Source organism: Streptomyces sp. NBC_00986 (genome assembly GCF_045162565.1).
Lineage (GTDB): Bacteria > Actinomycetota > Actinomycetes > Streptomycetales > Streptomycetaceae > Streptomyces.
Map to the genome: position 1 here is coordinate 6,214,718 of NZ_CP108733.1, position 19,234 is coordinate 6,233,951.

17 protein-coding genes and 2 tRNA genes are annotated in these 19,234 nt (G+C 71.5%); 12 read left to right on the plus strand and 7 right to left on the minus strand.

Features of this window, described 5'->3' with window-relative positions:
• Nucleotides 1-166 precede the first annotated feature (166 nt).
• Entirely contained in the window at nt 167-640 is a 474-nt protein-coding gene (locus tag OG504_RS27635) for a SigE family RNA polymerase sigma factor (RefSeq protein ID WP_033285534.1), read from the plus strand.
• 255 nt (nt 641-895) lie between these two features.
• The gene (locus OG504_RS27640) at nt 896-2,572 is read left to right on the plus strand and encodes a long-chain fatty acid--CoA ligase (protein ID WP_405992231.1); all 1,677 of its coding nucleotides are present in this window, start codon (nt 896-898) and stop codon (nt 2,570-2,572) included.
• A gap of 186 nt (nt 2,573-2,758) precedes the next feature.
• Here the strand turns inward: OG504_RS27640 and OG504_RS27645 are convergent, their stop codons facing one another.
• The gene (locus OG504_RS27645; RefSeq protein WP_405992232.1) at nt 2,759-3,964 is read right to left on the minus strand and encodes an MFS transporter; all 1,206 of its coding nucleotides are present in this window, start codon (nt 3,962-3,964) and stop codon (nt 2,759-2,761) included.
• Between the two features lie 163 nt (nt 3,965-4,127).
• Between OG504_RS27645 and OG504_RS27650 the strand changes: the two genes are divergently transcribed.
• Nucleotides 4,128-4,706, plus strand: a complete 579-nt coding sequence (locus OG504_RS27650) for a TetR family transcriptional regulator (protein ID WP_405992233.1) — start codon at nt 4,128-4,130, stop codon at nt 4,704-4,706.
• A 111-nt stretch (nt 4,707-4,817) separates the two neighbouring features.
• Here the strand turns inward: OG504_RS27650 and OG504_RS27655 are convergent, their stop codons facing one another.
• Both OG504_RS27655 and OG504_RS27660 read right to left on the minus strand, forming a co-directional pair.
• Nucleotides 4,818-9,299, minus strand: coding sequence for a PAS domain-containing protein (locus OG504_RS27655; protein WP_405992234.1), 4,482 nt, complete (start codon nt 9,297-9,299; stop codon nt 4,818-4,820).
• 208 nt (nt 9,300-9,507) lie between these two features.
• Nucleotides 9,508-9,987 (minus strand): SSI family serine proteinase inhibitor, encoded by a 480-nt coding sequence (locus OG504_RS27660; RefSeq protein WP_405992235.1) that lies wholly within the window; start codon nt 9,985-9,987, stop codon nt 9,508-9,510.
• Nucleotides 9,988-10,155: 168 nt separating this feature from the next.
• Between OG504_RS27660 and OG504_RS27665 the strand changes: the two genes are divergently transcribed.
• From OG504_RS27665 to OG504_RS27675, 3 genes are all read left to right on the plus strand, one after another.
• Nucleotides 10,156-10,246 (plus strand) — tRNA-Ser (locus tag OG504_RS27665).
• A gap of 205 nt (nt 10,247-10,451) precedes the next feature.
• Nucleotides 10,452-10,524, plus strand: a tRNA-Arg gene (locus OG504_RS27670).
• A gap of 250 nt (nt 10,525-10,774) precedes the next feature.
• Complete coding sequence (locus OG504_RS27675) at nt 10,775-10,996, plus strand: hypothetical protein (protein WP_033285538.1); 222 nt, start codon at nt 10,775-10,777, stop codon at nt 10,994-10,996.
• Between the two features lie 344 nt (nt 10,997-11,340).
• On the opposite strand, the gene OG504_RS27680 is transcribed toward OG504_RS27675, so the two are convergent.
• Nucleotides 11,341-11,793 carry a nuclear transport factor 2 family protein gene (locus OG504_RS27680; protein WP_405992236.1) on the minus strand — a complete coding sequence of 151 codons (453 nt, stop codon included), beginning with the start codon at nt 11,791-11,793 and terminating at the stop codon, nt 11,341-11,343.
• Nucleotides 11,794-11,795: 2 nt separating this feature from the next.
• On the minus strand, nt 11,796-12,653 hold the full coding sequence (locus OG504_RS27685) for an NmrA family protein (protein ID WP_405992237.1): 858 nt from the start codon (nt 12,651-12,653) through the stop codon (nt 11,796-11,798).
• A 111-nt stretch (nt 12,654-12,764) separates the two neighbouring features.
• Here OG504_RS27685 and OG504_RS27690 point away from each other — a divergent pair, with 111 nt between their 5' ends.
• Both OG504_RS27690 and OG504_RS27695 read left to right on the plus strand, forming a co-directional pair.
• Nucleotides 12,765-13,703, plus strand: a complete 939-nt coding sequence (locus OG504_RS27690; protein ID WP_405992238.1) for an AraC family transcriptional regulator — start codon at nt 12,765-12,767, stop codon at nt 13,701-13,703.
• 25 nt (nt 13,704-13,728) lie between these two features.
• Nucleotides 13,729-14,670 carry a phosphotransferase family protein gene (locus OG504_RS27695; protein WP_405992239.1) on the plus strand — a complete coding sequence of 314 codons (942 nt, stop codon included), beginning with the start codon at nt 13,729-13,731 and terminating at the stop codon, nt 14,668-14,670.
• Here the strand turns inward: OG504_RS27695 and OG504_RS27700 are convergent.
• Nucleotides 14,654-15,166 carry a GtrA family protein gene (locus OG504_RS27700; RefSeq protein ID WP_405992240.1) on the minus strand — a complete coding sequence of 171 codons (513 nt, stop codon included), beginning with the start codon at nt 15,164-15,166 and terminating at the stop codon, nt 14,654-14,656. The genes OG504_RS27695 and OG504_RS27700 overlap by 17 nt on opposite strands.
• Nucleotides 15,167-15,310: 144 nt before the next feature.
• Nucleotides 15,311-15,793, minus strand: coding sequence for a MarR family winged helix-turn-helix transcriptional regulator (locus OG504_RS27705; protein WP_405992241.1), 483 nt, complete (start codon nt 15,791-15,793; stop codon nt 15,311-15,313).
• A gap of 92 nt (nt 15,794-15,885) precedes the next feature.
• Between OG504_RS27705 and OG504_RS27710 the strand changes: the two genes are divergently transcribed.
• The 4 genes from OG504_RS27710 to OG504_RS27725 all read left to right on the plus strand — a co-directional run bounded on the left by OG504_RS27710 (nt 15,886) and on the right by OG504_RS27725 (nt 19,148).
• Complete coding sequence (locus OG504_RS27710; protein WP_405992242.1) at nt 15,886-16,254, plus strand: HGxxPAAW family protein; 369 nt, start codon at nt 15,886-15,888, stop codon at nt 16,252-16,254.
• Between the two features lie 36 nt (nt 16,255-16,290).
• Entirely contained in the window at nt 16,291-17,181 is an 891-nt protein-coding gene (locus OG504_RS27715) for a DUF2797 domain-containing protein (protein ID WP_405992243.1), read from the plus strand.
• Nucleotides 17,182-17,719: 538 nt separating this feature from the next.
• Nucleotides 17,720-18,199, plus strand: a complete 480-nt coding sequence (locus tag OG504_RS27720; protein ID WP_405992244.1) for a hypothetical protein — start codon at nt 17,720-17,722, stop codon at nt 18,197-18,199.
• 13 nt (nt 18,200-18,212) lie between these two features.
• Complete coding sequence (locus OG504_RS27725; RefSeq protein WP_405992245.1) at nt 18,213-19,148, plus strand: amidohydrolase family protein; 936 nt, start codon at nt 18,213-18,215, stop codon at nt 19,146-19,148.
• The last annotated feature ends 86 nt before the right edge of the window (nt 19,149-19,234 follow it).

A 19,234-nucleotide genomic window follows, 5' to 3' on the forward strand; every position in this document is an offset into this window, starting at 1 on the left:
CACGCGGACCGCCACCCGGCCCGCCGCACGGTCCACGCAGACCCAGGCTCAACCCCAAGCCCAACTCCAATCCCAATCTCAGGCCCAGCTCCAGACCGGGACCCCGGCCCAGGACTCTGCCCCGGCTCGGGGTCAGGCGCTCACGTACCCCTCGTTCTCGTCGTACATGAGGGCCAGACAGCCCGTGCTGCTGCGCACCGCGCGGTCGCTGACCGCGAATGCGTGTGACGCGGAGGACCTGTTGCAGACCGCGCTGACCAAGACGTATGTCGCCTGGGAGCGGATCGAGGACCACCGGGCGCTGGACGGTTATGTCCGCCGCGCGCTGCTGAACACGCGGACCTCGCAGTGGCGCAAGCGGAAGGTCGACGAGTTCGCGTGCGACGAGCTGCCCGAGCCGGAGGCCGTCGGCGGCGCGGAGGACCCGGCCGAGCAGCAGGCGTTGCACGACGCGATGTGGCGGGCGATCGCGAAGCTGCCGGAGCGGCAGCGGGCGATGGTCGTCCTCAGGTACTACGAGGACCTCAGCGAGGTCCAGACGGCCGAGGTGCTCGGGGTGTCCGTGGGCACCGTGAAGTCGGCGGTGTCGCGGGCGCTCGGCAAGCTGCGCGAGGACCCGGAGTTGGTTCTGGCCCGCTAGAAGTCAGGCCGCCCGCTGGAGGTCAGGCCGTTGGAGGGCCAGGCGGGCGTCACATTCAAGTCACCCGGCTGTCGGCGAGGCCATGACACCCCAGCCTCACCCCCAGCCGCGCCGCAGCCCCGCCCCCAGCCGTGCCCCAGCCCACCCACCAAAACCGCACCTCCACCCGACGTGACGTGATCGATCACCCGTCCCTAGTGACATACCGTGCGGTATGTGCGCAGAATCAGCGCATCCCTTACTACCGCGTAGGCAATGTCGCCCCGGGAGGACGCCGTGCTGAGCACCATGCAGGACGTACCGCTGCTGATCTCCAGGATCCTGACCCACGGGTCGACGGTCCATGGAACATCGCAGGTGATCAGCTGGACCGGTGAGGGAGAGCCGCAGCGCCGTTCCTTCGCGGAGGTCGGTGCCCGCTCGGCCCAACTGGCGCACGCCCTCCGGGAGGACCTCGGGGTGGTGGACGGCGAGCGCACGGCCACGTTCATGTGGAACAACGCCGAACACGTCGAGGCCTACTTCGCGATCCCCGCCATGGGCGCGGTACTGCACACCCTCAACCTCCGTCTTCCGGCGGAGCAGTTGGCCTGGATCGTCAACCACGCGGCGGACCGGGTGGTGATCGTCAACGGTTCGCTGATCCCGCTGCTCGCACCCCTGCTGCCCAAGCTGCCGACGGTCGAGCACATCGTCGTCTCCGGCCCCGGCGACCGCACCCCCCTCGACGGTGCCCACGCGCGCGTGCACGAGTACGAGGACCTCATCGCCGGCAAGCCGACCACGTACGACTGGCCCGAGCTGGACGAACGCCAGGCCGCCGCGATGTGTTACACCTCCGGCACCACGGGCGACCCCAAGGGCGTGGTGTTCAGCCACCGTTCGATCTACCTGCACTCCATGCAGGTCAACATGACCCAGTCGATGGGACTCACGGACCAGGACACGTCCCTGGTCGTCGTGCCCCAGTTCCACGTCAACGCCTGGGGGTTGCCGCACGCCACCTTCATGACCGGCGTGAACATGCTGATGCCGGACCGCTTCCTGCAGCCCGCCCCGCTCGCCGAGATGATCGAGAGCCAGCGCCCGACGCACGCGGCGGCCGTCCCCACCATCTGGCAGGGCCTGCTCGCCGAACTGACCGCCAAGCCCCGCGATGTCTCCTCGCTCACCCAGGTCACCATCGGCGGTTCGGCCTGCCCGCCCGCCCTCATGGCGGCCTTCGACAAGCTGGGCATGCGGGTCTGCCATGCCTGGGGCATGACGGAGACCTCCCCGCTCGGCACGGTCTCGCGCCCGCCGGCCGAGGCGGTCGGCACCGACCGGGAGTGGGAGTACCGGCTGACCCAGGGCCGTTTCCCGGCGAGCGTCGAGGCCCGCCTCACCGGCCCCGGCGGCGAACGGCTGCCGTTCGACGGCGAGTCGGCGGGCGAGCTGGAGGTGCGCGGCCCGTGGATCGCCGGCGCCTACTACAACGGCCAGGACGCCGAACCCCTGCGCCCCGCCGACAAGTTCAGCGAGGACGGCTGGCTCAAGACGGGTGACGTCGGCACCATCTCCGCCGACGGTTTCCTCACCCTCACCGACCGTGCCAAGGACGTCATCAAGTCCGGCGGCGAGTGGATCTCCTCCGTCGACCTGGAGAACGCCCTGATGTCCCACCCGGACGTCACCGAGGCCGCCGTGGTCGCCGTACCGGACGAGAAGTGGGGCGAACGCCCGCTCGCCACGGTCGTGTTGAAGGAGGGTTCCACCGCCGACTTCGAGTCCCTGCGCGCCTTCCTCGCCGACGCGGGAAAGATCGCCAAGTGGCAGCTCCCCGAACGCTGGACGATCATCGAGTCGGTCCCGAAGACGAGCGTCGGCAAGTTCGACAAGAAGGTGCTGCGCAGGCGGTACGCCGCCGGTGACCTGGACGTCACCAAGCTCTGACGCGCACCCGCGATGACGGGTCTTCGGACTTGAGCGGTGCGGCTTCTGTTCGTCCCCGCCGGAGCGGACCCTCCCCGCGGAAGTGTGACACTTTTCCGTCGAGTGTCACACTTTCGCGCTGTACCCCCCGGCGCCGAGCGCCCCACGCACCGCCCCCCTTCGAAGATCCCGACGCCGCGCAGGTCGTCACCGCCGTACAGCTGTCGCACCCCACCCGATCACCAGCCACACCCCCGCCACCACACACACCCCGCCCCAGCCCCAGTGACTGAACGCCGGTCCCGCGAGGGAGGAGGCAAGGGCGCCGCCCGTGAAGCCGGCGACGACGTACGCGGTGTTGGCGGTCGCCGGGGTGGAGGTGGTGGTGAGGGCGAGGGTCTGGTTGGCGACGTGGGAGGCGACCAGGGCCGCGTGGACGGCGATCGCGGCCACGAACAGCGCCCACAGCACATGCCCGCCCAGCCAGAACAGCGGCACGGACACGGCCGCGAGCACATACGCGGACCGTACGACCTTCCCCGCGCCGAACCGGTCGACGAACCCGCCCGCGAGCGGAGCCACCGCGCTGGCCGCCAGCCCGAAGAGCCCGAACAGCCCGGCGGTCGCGGTCGAGAAGCCGTAGGAACCGCCGGTCGTGCCGGTCAGGAGCAGGGCCAGCGTCGTCCACAGGGCGCTCCACGCGCCGAACATCCCCGCCTGCCGCAGGCACGCGCGCCACAGATCGGGGGAGGTGCGGACCAGGCCGGGCAGGGCGGCGAGGCCGGCGAACAGCGGGCCGGAGCCGCGGCGCTTCTCGGACGGGAGGACGTACGCGGTGGCGAGGCCGAGGACGAGGGTCAGGGCGGCCGAGCCGACGAACACGACCCGCCAGCCGTAGGCCTGGCCGACCAGGCTGCCCACGACGCGCGCCGCCACGATGCCGGTGAACAGGCCCGCTATGACGGCCGCGACATGGCGGGCGCGGTGGTGGGCGGGGGCGCGTTCGGCGACCAGCGGGACGAGGAGCTGCGGTACGACGGTCGCGGCGGCCGCGACGAAGACGGCGACCGCGAGGGCGGCGGTGCCGGGGGCCGCGGCGCCGACGAGCAGCGCCGCCGTGGTGGCCACGGAGAGCGCGGCGACCAGGGGGCGCCGGTTCACGCGGTCGCCGAGCGGCGCGAAGAAGAGGAGACCGGTGGCGTAGCCGAACTGCGCGACCGACGCGATCCACGCCACGGCGGACGGGGTCGAGCCGAAGTCGTGGGCGATGAGGGGGAGCAGCGGGCCCGCGAGATAGATGTTGGCGGCCGTCACGGCGGTACAGACGGCGATGAGGACGAGGAAGAGGCGGCCGGAGGCGGTGGGGACGCCCGGCTTCTGGACCGAAGTCTGGGTGACGGTGGCGGAGGACATGAGCGGCGGCACTCCTTGAAGTCCACGAATTCAAGCCCACGAACACTTCGAGGGGGCTCTAGCAACTAACTGGTTGGTTGGAAGCTGGAACAGCATGCAGCGCCCCGGAATTCCCTGTCAACCAAATAGTTGGTTACCGTCGCTCGCCGAGTACGCTGGCCCCATGGGAGTCAGAGACCCCGAGGCCACCAAGGCCCGGATCTACGAGGCGGCGGTCGCCGAGTTCGCGCGGCACGGCATCGCGGGCGCACGCATCGACCGCATCGCGTCCGAGGCCAAGGCCAACAAGCAGCTGATCTACGCCTACTTCGGCAACAAGGCGGAGCTGTTCACGCAGGTCCTCGGCAGGTCCATGCTCGACCTGGCCGTCCAGCTCCCCGTCGACCCCGACGACATCGAGGGCTGGATCGACCGGCTCATGGACTACCACGCGGCCCACCCCGAAGTCCTGCGCCTCCTCTTCTGGGAGGGCCTGGAGTACGGCACTGCGGAACTGCCCGACGAGGCCGAGCGCCAGCAGCACTACGCGTTCAAGGTCGCCGCGCTCCAGGACGGCCAGGACCGGGGCGTCGTGAGCGACGCGATCCCGGCCCGCGACCTGCTCTTCCTGCTGGTCGCGATGGCCAACTGGGGTGTCGTCGTACCGCAGATGCGCCGCGTCCTGGTGGGCGCGGACGACACGGACCGGGACCGGCTCCGCGAGTCGGTCAAGGAGGCGGCGCGCAGGCTGGTCGCCAAGTAGCCGTGCCCGCCGGTCAGTTGACAGTGATCGCCAACTGGCTGCCCTCGAAGGGCAGTTGACAGCCACTTGACGGCCAGCCAGGGTCGACCGCCAAGTGACGCGCGCCGTCGGCTAGTTGGTGCCGATCCGGGCCAACAGGTCCACGATCCGCGACTGGACCTCGGTACTGGTCGACCGCTCGGCGAGGAAGAGTACGGTCTCGCCGGAGGCGAGCCTCGGCAGGTCGGCCTGGTCCACCGCGGCCGTGTACACGACGAGCGGGGTGCGGTTGAGCTGCCCGTTCGCCCGCAGCCAGTCGACGATCCCGGCCCGCCGCTTGTGCACCTGGAGCAGATCCATCACGACCAGGTTCGGCCTCAACTGCCCCGCCAACGTCACCGCGTCGGCGTCACTCGCGGCCCGGGCCACCTGCATCCCGCGCCGCTCCAGCGTCGCCGTCAGCGCCAGTGCGATCTCCGCGTGCTCCTCGATCAACAGCACCCGCGGCGGATGCTGCTCACTGTCCCGCGGCGCGAGCGCCTTCAGCAGAACGGCGGGATCGGCACCGTAGGCAGCCTCACGCGTGGCCTGTCCCAGCCCCGCGGTCACCAGCACCGGCACCTCGGCGGCGACGGCCGCCTGCCGCAACGACTGAAGCGCGGTCCGCGTGATCGGCCCGGTCAGCGGGTCCACGAACAGCGCCGCCGGGAACGCGGCGATCTGCGCGTCGACCTCCTCGCGCGAGTGCACGATGACGGGCCGGTACCCGCGGTCGCTGAGCGCCTGCGTGGTCGTCACGTCCGGCGCGGGCCAGACGAGCAGCCGACGCGGGTTGTCGAGCGGCTCGGGCGGCAGCTCGTCGTCGAGCGGCTGCGGCCTGGGCGTGTCCGCGATCTCGACGGCCCCACCGGGACCGTCCAACGGCTCCGGCCCCTCGGCCGCGTTCTCGTCCGGTGCCCCTATGGCGTACGACCGCCCGGCCCCCTCGGTCATCTGCGCGAGCCGGGACTGTCCGGCCATGGAGGGCTGAGCCCGCTCACTCTGCTCCGCCACCCCGGCGGCGGGCTCGGGCCGAGTCCCCAACTTCCGTCGCCGCCCGCCCGATTGATGCGGCGGAGGCGTAGGCGTAGCGGTAGGCACCTGCACCTGAGCGGCCTGCCGCGTGAACGGCACCCCCTGCCCCAACGTCCGCACACTGATCGCCCGCCCCTGAGTGGAGTTGGGATCAATGGGAGCGGCGGCTTCGGCGGGAAGCGGCTGAGCGGCGCGAGCTTGCCCGGCAACGGCATTGCCGGGCGCAGGAGTATTCGGGTCGGGGTTCGGTTCCGCGTTCGGTGCTACGGCGGTCTCGGCGCCGTTCGCCGCCACGGGTGCCGGAGCCGCGGCCGGCGTCGGCTGCGCGGCGGGCAGAGCCTGCGGCGGCACCGGCTCACCGGACTGCCCCTGAACGGGGGCGACTTGACCGGGAATGCCGTGCGGGGAGACGGGTTGCCCCTGGGTCCCCTGAGCCGGGAGCCCTTGCGCGGGCACGGCCTGACCGGGAATACCCTGCGGCGGAATCGGCTGACCGGGAACACCGGGGGCGGCCTGCCCCGGGATGCCTTGGCCCGGGATCCCCTGCGGCGAGACGGGCTGCCCCTGGATTCCCTGCGGCGCAACCGGCTGCCCGGGGTTCCCCTGAGCCGGAATGCCCTGCCCGGGAACCGCCTCGGCCGGCAACGGCTGCCCCGCCGGAGCCTGCCCCGGAGCGGGAAGATTCTGCGCGGGGGCAAGCTGCACGGCGGAACCGGGCTGCCCGGCAACCGCCTGCCCAACTCCCGCCTGCCCAACTCCCGCCTGCCCCAAGCCCTGTTGCTGCCCGGCACCGACCCGCGCCGGAACCCCCTGCTGCCCCTGCCCGGCCGTCCCCTGCGCCGGAACCACCGCACCGGGCTGCCCCTGCCCCTGCACCGCGACACCGGCCTGAACCGAGGCCGAGGCCCCGGCCTGCACCGGCACCGACTCCCCACCCTGCGCCTGCTGCTGAGCCTGAACCTGAGGCTGCGGCTGGGCAACAGCCCGACGCCGCCGACCGGTTGGCGCGCTCGCGGGATGCGGCTGAGGCGGAGTGTGATCCTCGGACTGATCGACCGGAACGGCATCGTGCCGCCCGTCGTCACCGGGATGCCCACCGGGATGCCCACCAGGAACACCCCCGGGAACCTGCCCAGGCACAACCGGAACCCCAGGAGCGCCAGGAATCCCCCGAGCCCCCTGAACTCCCGTCGCCTGCGCAGCCGTAGCCGCGGAAACGTCCGGCGTCCGGTCGGCCTCGGCCGGCGGCAACGCGAACACGGTCCGCGCCCCCGCCTCCTGAGCCGCGGCCCGCTCGGCCGCGGCAGCCAAGGCCCGCCTACGACGCCCGGTCGGCTGCCCGTCCTCGCCACCGGAGTCGCCGGAGTCATCGGAGCCGCCGCTCGCGGGCAACGCGGCCGGCAGAGCCTGCCGCTGCTCCCCACCCACAGGCACACCCCGCGGCGACACGGTGCCACCCAGCCCCGTGCCGGAAGCCGCGGTCCCGGCGGCATGCTCCGCCGCCGTCATCACAGCGCCCTCGGAGACACCCCCGGACACACCTTCGGCGTCACCGTCGGACACCTCACCGGCCGCACCCTCGGCCGCCCGCCCACGCCGCCGCCCGGTACCGCTGGACGCACCGTCACCGCCGGCTTCCGCGGCGGCCGACTCCTCGCCCGCACGCCTCCTACGCCGCCCGGTCGGCACCGCGGCCTCACCACCGGAGCCACCGGAGCCACCGGAGCCACCCGTGTCATCGGCCCCCGGCACCTCGCTCTCCAGGAACGCGTCCACGGAGGACCGCCGGGCCCGCCGCCGCCCGTTGCTGCCCGACGCGGGCTCGGCCAGGGCGAGTTCGGCGCCGCCACCGGTCGCGGCCGGAGCCGCGACGGCCCCCGCCCCGCCTCCGATGGGCACCTCCAGGACGTACGCGCTGCCGCTCATCCCCGGCACGTCGTGCGTCTGCAGCACACCGCCGTGCGCCCGCACGATCCCGCGCACGATCGGCTCGTGCACCGGGTCTCCCCCGGCGTACGGCCCGCGCACCTCGATCCGTACGACCTCACCGCGCTGCGCCGCCGCCACGACGACCGTGTTGTCCATGTAACCGCCCGCCGACACGGGCGAGTTGCCGGTCGCGTCGACCCCCGCGACATCCGCGACGAGATGCGCGAGCGCGGTCGCGAGAAGCACCGGGTCGACCTCGGCCTCGATGGGCGGCGCGTGCACGGCGAACTGCACCCGCCCGGGACCGATCAGTTCCACGGCCCCGTCGACACCGGCCGCGACCACCGCGTCCAGCATCACCTTCGTACGGGCGAGTTCGGCGTCGCCGGTCTCCAGCCGCTGGTACCCGAGCACGTTGTCGATGAGCTGCGTGATGCGCGAGTAGCCCGCCGAGAGGTGATGGAGCACCTGGTTGGCCTCGGGCCACAACTGCCCCGCGTCATCGGCGGCCAACGCGGCCAGCTCGCGGCGCAGTTCGTCGAGGGGCCCGCGCAACGACCGCCCGAGCAGGGTGAGGAGTTGCTCGTGCCGTCCGGCAAGCTCCTCGAACCGGTCCTTCTCCCGCTCGCCGAGCGCGGCGTACCGCTCCTCGTTCGCGGCGAGTTCCTCCTCGTGCCGCTCCTGGAGTTCCTCGACCTCGGTGATGTGCTTCTGGCGCAGCGAGGTCAGCTCGGAGGCGTGCTCCTCGTCGAGCCGCTCCAGCTCGTCCCGGTGCAGCTTGTCGGCGGCTTCCTTCTCCTCGGCGAGCGAGTCGTAGGGCCGCCGGTCGGTGAACGTCATCACGGCGCCGACGAGCTGGTCGCCGTCGCGCACGGGTGCGGTGGTGAGGTCGACGGAGACCCGGTCCCCGTTCTTCGCGAACAGCACCTGCCCGCGCACCCGGTGCTTGCGCCCGGACCGCAGGGTGTCGGCGAGCGGCGACTCGGCGTACGGGAAGGGGGAGCCGTCCGCGCGCGAGTGCAGGACGAGGTTGTGCAGTTCCTTGCCGCCGAGGTCGCTGGCGCGGTAGCCGAGGATCTGCGCGGCGGCCGGATTGACGAGCACGACCCGCCCGTCCGTGTCCGTTCCTACGACACCCTCGGCGGCCGCGCGCAGGATCATCTCGGTCTGCCGCTGCGAACGGGCCAGCTCGGCCTCGGTGTCCACGGTCCCGGAGAGGTCGCGCACGACGAGCATCAGGAGCTCGTCGGAGGTGTAGCCGTAGCCGTCGTAGGCCTGCTGGCCGTCCTCGAGGTTGGCGCTGGTGACCTCGACGGGGAACTCGGAGCCGTCGGTGCGGCGGGCGGTCATACGGGTGGGCTTGGTCCGGCCGCGCGGGTCCATCGAGTCGGGGCGGCGCATGGAACCCGGGATGAGCCGGGAGTCGAACTCCGGCAGCAGGTCCAGCAGTCCGCGCCCGACGAGCGCGGTGCCCGGCGCCTCGAAGGCCTCCAGCGCGATGGTGTTCGCGTTGACGACGGTCCCGTTGGCGTTGACCAGGACCAACGCGTCCGGGAGCGCGTCGAGTATGGCTGCGAGGCGAGCAGCGCCTCGGGATGGCCTGCTGCTCACGAGACGCTTCCTCCCTGTTACCGCACCTTGCCGACCGCGGAGGCCATCTTGCCAACCTGCCCGCGACGTGTCACGCGAGGGAGTCTAAGGGCAGTCCTTGTGCTCGCGGAGTGAGATGAGAGGGAGGTCGCACGGTGAAGTGACGTAGAACGTGTGACCGAGCACCAACCGGCCACCGATCCGCGGCGTCTTCAGTGGCCTCCGGTTGTCACTGGCGATCGGCGCCGAGGTCGGGCAGCAGCGGGACCATCCCGTTCCAGCGCGAGATCTCGCAGCCGTTGCTCCGGTCGTACGTCGCGTCGACCGGGCGGCCTGCCCAGGTGCCGGTGACATGGGCGGTGGCGGGGCCGCCGTAGATCATCGTGCACATGCTGTCCGGGGGCACCGGGGCGAACGGGTCCTTTCCCCACTGGGTGTTGCGGCCGACGGCCTCGCAGGCGCCGGTCACGTCCGGGTGGGTGCCGCCGCCGGGGTGGCAGTACAGCTCGCGTGTGCCGTCGGCCGCGCCGCCCGCGTGCCGGACGGTGACGGTGAGGTGGTCGCCGCCGGAGCGGTCCTCGTCGCGGACGGGTGGCGGCGCGAGGGTGCGGAGAGTTCCGGGGGACGCGGCGGCGGGCACCGCGGCCAGCGAGCCGACGGTGGCGGCGGACGCGGCGGCGATCACGAGGAGACGGTTGACCTGCAACATGACCTGACTAACGCCCGCCGCCCCCGGACGTTGCGGACACGGCGGCCGACATCAACGGCTTTGCCCTGCGGGCCGCCTGCCTAGTACCGTGGGAGGCGATTGGTGACACCGCGCTCGTCTGTGTCATCATCTGCACGCACCTTCCGCGCTCGCGCGGGTGGTTGTGCTGGAGGCGTCGCCTAGTCCGGTCTATGGCGCCGCACTGCTAATGCGGTTTGGGACGCAAATCCCATCGAGGGTTCAAATCCCTCCGCCTCCGCACCTCGTCGAAGCCCCGGTCCGTGCGACCGGGGCTTCGGTCGTTCCCGGGCGTGTCCGCACAGCCGCTCTGAAGCCGTTTTCGCAGCTCACAAGGGGTATGGCTAACGGATTTCACATGGCGGCGGCAGTCATGTAATGTTCTTCCTGTCGCCGCGAGCGGGCCGGAAGGGCCGGGAACGACGAAGGAAAACAAGAGAAAACAAGCACTCGTAGCTTAACGGATAGAGCATCTGACTACGGATCAGAAGGTTGCAGGTTCGAATCCTGCCGAGTGCACATCTGACGAGAGGCCCCGGAGTGATCCGGGGCCTCTCGTGTGTGTCCCTGGCGCGTATCCCCCGGCATCCGTTGTTTCGAAGGCCGGTGGCGGTTTCTGGTGGTTCCGGGGTGGGTCCGGGAAGGGCCAGGTCAGGGGCGTGAGGGGTACGTCCGGGGCGGCGTCGTGGTTCCCGGTTGCCCGATCTGTGATGAACAAGCGATGTGGACGGCCTCAGCGAGTGGCGTGTCTAGGCCCATACTGGAGTCAATGACAAAGCCAGCTGCACCGAAGCGCTATTTGCCCACCAGTCCCTTCAAGGCCCCGGCCGCGGCGGCACCCAAGCAGTTCGCCGTGGGCGACCAGGTCACACACGACATGTACGGCCTCGGCCGGGTCATCGGCATCGAGGACGGAATCGCGGTGCTCGTCGACTTCGGGTCGGTCCAGGAGCGCATCCTGAGTCCGTACTCCAAGATGAGCAAGCTGTAGGACCGCTGTGCCCGGTTCACGGCACACCAGGTCCTAGCGGCCTGTAACGAACGGGAGACCTCTCATCGACCTGACCTCGCTGTTCTCCGCCCCGGAAGGGGCGTCCCGCCAGTCCAGCGCGGGATCGCCCCCTCCGGCGACGAACCCCTTCCAGGCCCCGGACTTCGGGGAGGACGAGACGCTGCTGCTCGACGACGGGCAAGCACCCTTCTCGGACATGGACGAGGTTTTCCGCAGGGCCGGCTAGTTCAAGGCGGGCAGGGCTTCCACGGTCAGGTCCGGCGAAGCCCGTCAGCCAACGACGAGCCGTTCCTCCAGCGGTCCTTCAGCGACCCCTCGGACTCTCAGCGATCCTCCGCCGGCCACCCCGTGGCACGGAACACGGCGACGGGGTCCAGATAGTCGCGCCAGTGCGTCACCTTCCGGTCCTTGACGGTGAGCACGGAGACGAAGTGGTTGTCGTAGGCCCGCCCGGTGCGGACCGCCCGTCCGTGCACCGCGTACTCGAGGACGACCACGGACGTCCCGGGGTCCCGGTGGACGGCCAGTTCGTCCGCGCTGTGCAGCAGCATGACGTCGCCGTAGCCGCGATACAGGTCCGCCACCGCCCCGCGTCCCTCAACCCGGCGCGGGTAGCCGGGCACGGACACGACGTACTCGACGACCACGTCCTCGGCCAGCAGCTCGAAGAAGTGCCCGCCGTCGACGAGCCCCGCGAGCCCCTCCTGGACGATCCGGAAGAACGGGTCGAGCGCCGCGAACTCGCCCATGTCCTCCATGGATTCGGGCTCGGACACGGTCACTTCACCCCCGCCGGGGACGCCCAGGCACCGGCGTTGCGCCGCGCGAAGTCGTCGAAGGCGGTCGGCGCCCGGCCGGTGACCTTCTCGATGTCGCCGTTGGGCGTGGAACCGTTCCCGGAGACGATGGCACCGGTCAGCCAGCGCAGCATCATCGCGTAGTCGGCGGGCACGACCCCGGCCGCGACCGCGCCCCCGATCCACACCTCCGGGTCGATGTCCTGGTGCCGTACAGGCCGGCCGCTCACGGCGGCGATGGTGTCGGCGACCTCGGCGACGGTGAGCGCCCTCGGCCCGGTCGGCGCGTACCGCGCCCCGTCATGGCCCTCGGGGTCGAGCAGTGTCTCCACCGCGACGGCGGCGATGTCGCCCGCGTCGACGAAGGCCTCCCTACGGCCGCCGGTCGGCACCCTGATCACGCCGTCGACGACCGGCAGGTGCGCGTCGCTGAAGTTCTGCATCACCCACGCGGGACGCAGGATCGCGTGCGTGAGGGTGCCTCGGGCGGCGAGATCGTCCTCCACGGCCCTGATGTCGACGTCCGGGGGCGCCAGTTGGCCGCCGTAGGTGCTCAGGTAGGTGACGTGACGTACCCCCGAGTCCACGGCGAGGTCGAGGAACGCGGCCACCTGGTCGGCGTAGGAGATCCGCAGGACGGGGGTGACGAGGTAGAGGCGGTCGACGCCGGCGAGGGCGGTGGGGTGGGTGGTCGGGTCGTCCCAGTCGAAGAGCACGTCGGCGCCGTGGCGGGCGGCGGTGCGGGCGGACAGTCCTCGTTCGGGGAGCTCCCGGGCCACGAGGGAGCCGGTGCGGCCGGTGCCGCCGAGGACGAGTGCGGTGGGGGGTGATCCAGTCATGGCTCCATCGTGGGAGCGGGATGGGAGCGGATCAATGTGTGAATGGCTTGATTCATTACGTCAGACGCTCGGAGGTGGCCGTTGTGGAGTCGCCTCGCGGATACTGGTCGGGTGGACATACTGCACGACCGCCTCGCGCGGGCCCGCGCCTCCGGTGCCGTCTTCGCGCGGACGGTGGCCGAACCGCCGTGGGGACTGCGGCTGGCCGGGTCGATCCAACTGGCCGTGCACACGGTCGTACGGGGCCGGGGCTGGCTGTGGTTGGACGACCCCGGTGCTGCGGTGGAACTCGTCCCGGGTGAGGTGACGCTCGTGCGCGGCGGCCCCGATCACCACATCGGGCACGAGCCGGGCGCGGAGTGCCTGGAGCCGGAGGAGTTCCGCAACAGGCATGCGCAGGACGGGAGTTCGGAGGATCCGCGGGCCACGGTGTTCCTGTGCGGCGCGTACCGGTTCTCGGGGGACATCGGCGCGGGGCTGCTGGAGGCGCTGCCGCAGGTGTTGACGTTGTCGGCGGCGGTGGGTGATCCGTTGCGGGACGTGATCGGGCTGCTCTCCCACGAGTTGGCGACACCGGCGCCCGGCGAACCGGGCGGGCCCACGGTCCTGGACCGGCTCCTGGACGTCCTCCTGGTGCTCGCCATCCGCAACGACTTCCGGCGCAGCCCCAACGCGCCCCGCTGGTACCGGGCTTGTGCGGACCCCCGCCTCAACGCCGCGCTCCAGGCCGTCCACGAGAACGCCGGCCACCCCTGGACGGTCCCCGAACTCGCCGCGATCAGCGGCCTGTCGAGGGCGGCCTTCGCCCGCACCTTCCGCGACGCCCTGGGCCAGACCCCGATGCAGTACCTCACCGACTGGCGGATGGCCCTGGCTCGCGACCACCTCCGCACCGGCGAACTCACCCTCACGGCCATCGCCCACGCCGTCGGTTACACCTCGCCGTACGCCTTCGCGGCGGCCTTCACCCGCAACCACGGTGAACCGCCGGGGAGTTGGCGGCAACGGGAGTCGCACTCCCCGAACGACCCTCACCCGTACGCCCATTGACACCCCCAGGGGGTCCGGTCCAGCCATGGTCAGCCACCGCCAGGATCACACCGCCCACTGGATCCGGTACTTCGCCGACCGGGGTCACGGAGACGTCCGGTCGCTCGCCGCAGGTGTCGAGGGTGCCGTCTACCGGCTCGGGGACGGGACCGTCGGGAAGGTGTGGAGCGGTCGGCGGCCGGTCGGGGTGGAGCTCATGCGGCGGGTGTACGCGGACATCGCGTGGCACTCGGAGTCGTTGCCCTTCGCCACGCCGGAGATCCTTCGAGTCGAGGAGCACGGAGGCGTACTCGTCACCTATGAAAGGGAGTTGGGAGGCGTCCCGTTGCGGGGTGACTCGGCGGTCGTGGCGCCGGGACCGGAGTTGGCCGCGCGGGAGACCGACGCCCTGTTGACGGTGTTGCGCGGGCTGGCCGCCGTGCCCGGCACCGGGGCCGTGCGGCGGCTCGTCGTGCAGGGTGATGATCAGGCCCTCTGGGAGGGGCACGCCCGGTTTCCCGACGCGCTTGCCGACCTCGTCCGGCGTGCCGTTCGTCGGCACGGCGGTCTGCTGGCCGCTCAGGTTCCCGACCTCGCGGGCATCGTGCGCGAGACGGTGGACTCACTGCGGGCGCTTCCGGACGGTGGGCCGGTCAGTGTCGTGCACGGGGACCTCGTGCCGCCCAACGTCCACGTCGACGACACGGGCGCCCCTGTGGCCGTACTCGACTTCGGGTTCTTCACCACCGCCGGCGACCCGGCCTTCGAGGCCGCCGTGGCAGCCGCCGTGTGGGACATGTACGGGCCGTACGCGGAACGGCACACCGTCACGCTCACCCGGTTGTTCGCCGAGGAGTTCCGGTACTCGCCCGACACGCTCGTGCTCTATCAGCGGGCGTACGCGCTGGCGACCTACGACCTGTTCTCGTCGGACGGTGGCGACGGGCACTTCCGTTGGTGCGTCTGGGTTCTTACGCGGCCGCGCTGAACGCGGAGGGGCCCACCGGGATCGTGATGGCGGCCGTGCGCGGGCCGCGGTCCGCGAAGACGAACAGGCGCAGGACCAGGAAGCGGCCGATGCCGGCGAGGGCGGAGGCGCTGAGGTAGACGACCTGTTCGGTGAGCATTCCGGGGGACGGCTGGACGGTGTGGAGGATCAGGATCGCCGCGGACGTCGCCGCGTAGGCCGCCGTGGCCGAGCCCGCCGACTGCCAGTGCTCGCGCCAGCCGGGGCGGCGGCCGGTGCCGAAGGTGAACAGGGCGTGCAGCTCCGTGCAGAGGACGGTCGAGGCGATCGTGATCAGGGCGTTCGCCGCCGCCCAGGGCATCAGCGCGGCCAGCAGCGGTACGGCCGCGCTGGACAGCACCCCGACCCCGCCGCCGCACACCACGAACCTGACGAAGGACGCGAACGGGCCCGGAGCGGCGGCCGTGGGGGTCGTCCCGGTCGCGGTTCCCGGCTTCGGCGAGAGCAGCGACTTCATGGGATTTCCCTCCGTACGGCGGCCGTTGGGCCTGCGCCGACCCTCTTGACCGGCTGAGGTCAACGATGCCGTCGTACGGGTCCGGGCACGATGAAGCGGTCTCCCGGACCGTTGGTGTAGCGGGCTCTACCAACGGGGTCGGGTTTACCCCCCGTCCCGCGCCCGGAGTTCCTCGATGTAGTCCTGCGCCAGCGTCGACGTCCGGGTGAACCAGTCGTTCAGTACGGCGATCTCGGCGGGGGAGTAGTCGGCGAACTGGGCGTTGAGGCGGTCGTAGTAGGGGCCGTAGAGGGCGACGACCCGGGTCACCGCGGCCGGTACCGCGGCGACGCGGACGCGGCGGCGGTCGGTGGGGTCGGGGACGCGGGTGATGAAACCGGCGCGTTCGAGGCGGTTGAGGATGCCGGTCACCGCGCCCGTCGTGACGTGGACGTGTTCGGCGAGGTCGCCCGCGGTGAGGAGGCTCTCGCCCGACCGCAGGACGTAGGCGAAACAGACGAGATCGGTGACGTTCAGGCCCAGCCGCTCGGCCATTTCCTGCTGGCCGAGCTGGGCGGTGGCGATGAGGGAGTCCATCGCGTCCAGCGCCTGGGCCGGGGTGGCGGTGGGGCGAGGCTTGGCTTGCATCGTTATTGCCTTAGCTTGTGAGAGGTTTCTACTCTAAACTTCTTAGGAAGTGAGAGACATGCTGTCCGTCTGGGCTTCGAGGGAGGCCGCACATGAGCGCACATCAGTATGACGAGGGGCATACGGTCGCGGGCTGGACCGGATTCGGTATCGCGACCGTCGGGTCGACCGTCGCGGGGGTGGGGGTGTGCACGGTGTCGGCCCTGCTGATCGGGATCGGGCTGGGGATCGTCGTGGTGAGCGTCCTGGTGACGTGGGCGCTCCATCTCACCGGGTGGGGCAAGCCGCCCGGGCGGCGGGACCGGGCGCAGTGGGGGATGCGGGTGCGGGATCCGTCGGCGAGGGCGGGGCATGCGGGGTGTGTCGGGTGCCGCTTGGCGGGGCGGGGGCGGGCGCGGGTTGTCGAGGAGTACGCCGTCGTGCCTCGCGAGTCCGCTCGGGTCAGTGAAACCGCAGGCTGACGCGGTTGTCAGTGCCGCCGTCTAATCTCGTGAGCGATGGCACAGACATGGAAGTGCTCGGGGCTGCGCTGGGCGGTGGACGGTCCCGAGCTGAAGTGGGACGGCGGGCGGGGGAGCCCGTTGCCCCGGGGGAAGCGGGTGGCCTTCGAGGTCGCGGAAGGAGGCGGGCGGACATGTGTGGGGGCGCGGGGGAACGCCTGTCCGGTGCGGGCGGCGGTGCCGGAGCGGAGTACGGGGGCGCGGTGCGAGGAGTGCGCGCGGCTGGACCGGGCGCACTCGGTGGCCGCCGACACCATCGCGGACGACCCGCGGCCGTACCACGTATACCTGGCCTGGTTCGGCCCCGGCCTGCTCAAGGTCGGCATCACCGCCGAAGAGCGAGGCTCCGCGCGGCTGCTTGAACAGGGCGCCGTCTGCTTCAGCTGGCTGGGCCTCGGCCCGCTGATGGCGGCCCGCCGCTCGGAGGAACTGCTCCGCGCCGCGCTCCGGGTCCCGGACCGGATTCCCTATGCCGAGAAGCGCGCCGTCCGTTCCGCGTTGCCGACGTCGGCCGCGGAGCGGGCCGCCGAGATCGCCGACCTGCACGCCCGCGCCCTCGCGCTGCGCGAATGGCCGGAGTCGCTCCACCGCGAGCCGTACCGACCCGTGGACCACGTCGACGCCTTCGGCCTCACGGGACTCCCGGCCCCCGTCGGCGAGGTGAGCGGGCTGATCGCGGGCGGGTTGGTGAGCGGGGAGGTCGTCGCGGCCGCGGGACCGGACCTCCACCTCGCGACCGGCCGGGGCGTGGTCGTGCTGGACACCCGGCTGATGACGGGGTGGGAGCTGATCCCCGCGGGTTCCTCCGGGGGTGACACGGGTGGATTCACCGTGCCGGTACGGGAGTTCAGGCGGGAAGCGCCGGGGGTGCAGGAGGGGTTGTTCTGATGGGGCGGCTGAGGTGACTGGGGTGGGGTCATCGGGCGGCCGCGGTGGTCATCGGGCGGTGAGGAGATCGGGCGGCCGGGGTAGCGGGCAGCCCCCGTGGTCATCGGTGGGGGAATCGAGCCGCCGCCGTAGTCATCGGGTGGTGCGGGAAGCGGGCAGCCGCCTTGGTCATCGGGCGGTGGGGAGTCGAGCGGCCGCCGTAGTCATCGGGTGGTGCGGGAAGCGGGCAGCCGCCTTGGTCATCGGGCGGTGGGGAGTCGAGCGGCCGCCGTAGTCATCGGGTGGTGCGGGAAGCGGGCAGCCCCCGTGGTCATCGGGCGGTGGGGAGTCGAGCAGCCGCCGTAGTCATCGGGTGGTGCGGGAAGCGGGCAGCCGCCTTGGTCATCGGGCGGTGGGGAGTCGAGCCGCCGCCGTAGTCATCGGGTGGTGCGGGAGGCAGACAGCCGCAGTCGTCGTCGGGCGGTGCGGGAAGCACGCAACCGCAGTCGTCTTCGGGAAGTGTGGAGACCGGGCAGAGCCGGGCAGAGAGGGAGTTGTCATGGAGGTCCCCGTCACCGTCCAGTGGGTCCGGACGTCCTGGACGAAGCGGTCGCGTGGCGGTGAGGCCGCCGCGCGGAGGAACGCGGTGCCGGTCGGGTTCGCCCTGCCGGACGGGGTGGCGCCCCTCGCCCACACCGTCACGGTGCGCGAGCGGGAGGACTTCACGCCGGTCGAGGGCCGGGCGGAGTTGAAGAACGTCGATGTCCAACTCCGCCGGGTGGACGGGCGGTTGCGGGTGCTCCCCCGTGTGGAGCCGCTGTTCGGGCTGCCGCCCAGGCCGCGCAGACCTCCCGCGGTGCGGCTCGTGCCGGGGCAGTGGGTCCGGTGGCAGCTCAACTACCGCTTCAGCAGCGCGGCCGGCATGCAGGACTGGTCGTACTGGCTGGACACCTTCAACATCGCCTATGGGCCGGTGACCGCCGACGTGTTTCTGGGGACGCCCGACTTCCATGTGGATGAGCAGGGCCCGGTTCGATAGGGAGGATCAAGACATGGATGCCGAAGCGGCGGAAACACCAGAAGCGGCGGAGACACCAGAAGCAGCCGACGTGGCCGAAGCAGTCGAAGTCCAGGCGTTCTGGCGGCGGCTGGGCCTCCCCGGGCTGATCGACGTGCACACCCACTTCATGCCCGAGCGGGTGCTGCGCAAGGTCTGGGACTACTTCGACGCGCTCGGTCCTGCGACCGGCGGAGCGCTGGAGTGGCCGATCACGTACCGGAAGGAGGAAGCGGAACGGGTCGCGCTGATAAGGGAGTTCGGAGTACGCGCTTTCACCGCCATGCTCTATCCGCACAAGCCCGGGATGGCCGAGTGGCTCAACGGCTGGGCCGTCGACTTCGCCGCGCGGACGCCCGACTGTCTGCACACCTCGACTCTCTTCCCGGAGCCGGGAGTCGAGGACTACGTCCTGCGAGCCCTCGATGCCGGGGCGCGGGTGTTCAAGGCGCATGTGCAGGTCGGGGCGTACGACCCCGCCGACGAACTCCTCGATCCCGTCTGGGGGTTGCTCGGCGAGGCGGGGACGCCCGTCGTGATCCACTGCGGGTCGGGGCCCGCGCCCGGCAAGCACACCGGGCCCGAGCCGATCGGGCGGGTGCTGGCCCGGCATCCGCGGTTGCGGCTGGTGATCGCGCACATGGGGATGCCGGAGTACGAGGACTTCCTGGACCTGGCCGAGCGGTACGGAGAGGTCCGGTTGGACACGACGATGTCGTTCACGGACTTCAGCGAACGCCTCGCGCCCTTCCCGCCCGGCGCGCTCCCCCGGCTCGCCGCCCTCGGCGACCGCGTGCTGCTGGGCAGCGACTTCCCGAACATCCCCTATCCCTACCTGCACCAACTGCACGCCCTGGAGCGCCTGGACCTCGGTGACGACTGGCTGCGCGCGGTCTGCCACGACAACGGGGCGCGGCTGTTCGCACGGTGAGGATGAGCTGAGAGTCCGGCCGGTACGGGTGATGCGTGGAGAAAGTGGAGATACCGGGGAGACCCGGGCAGGTCCGGGAGGGTTGC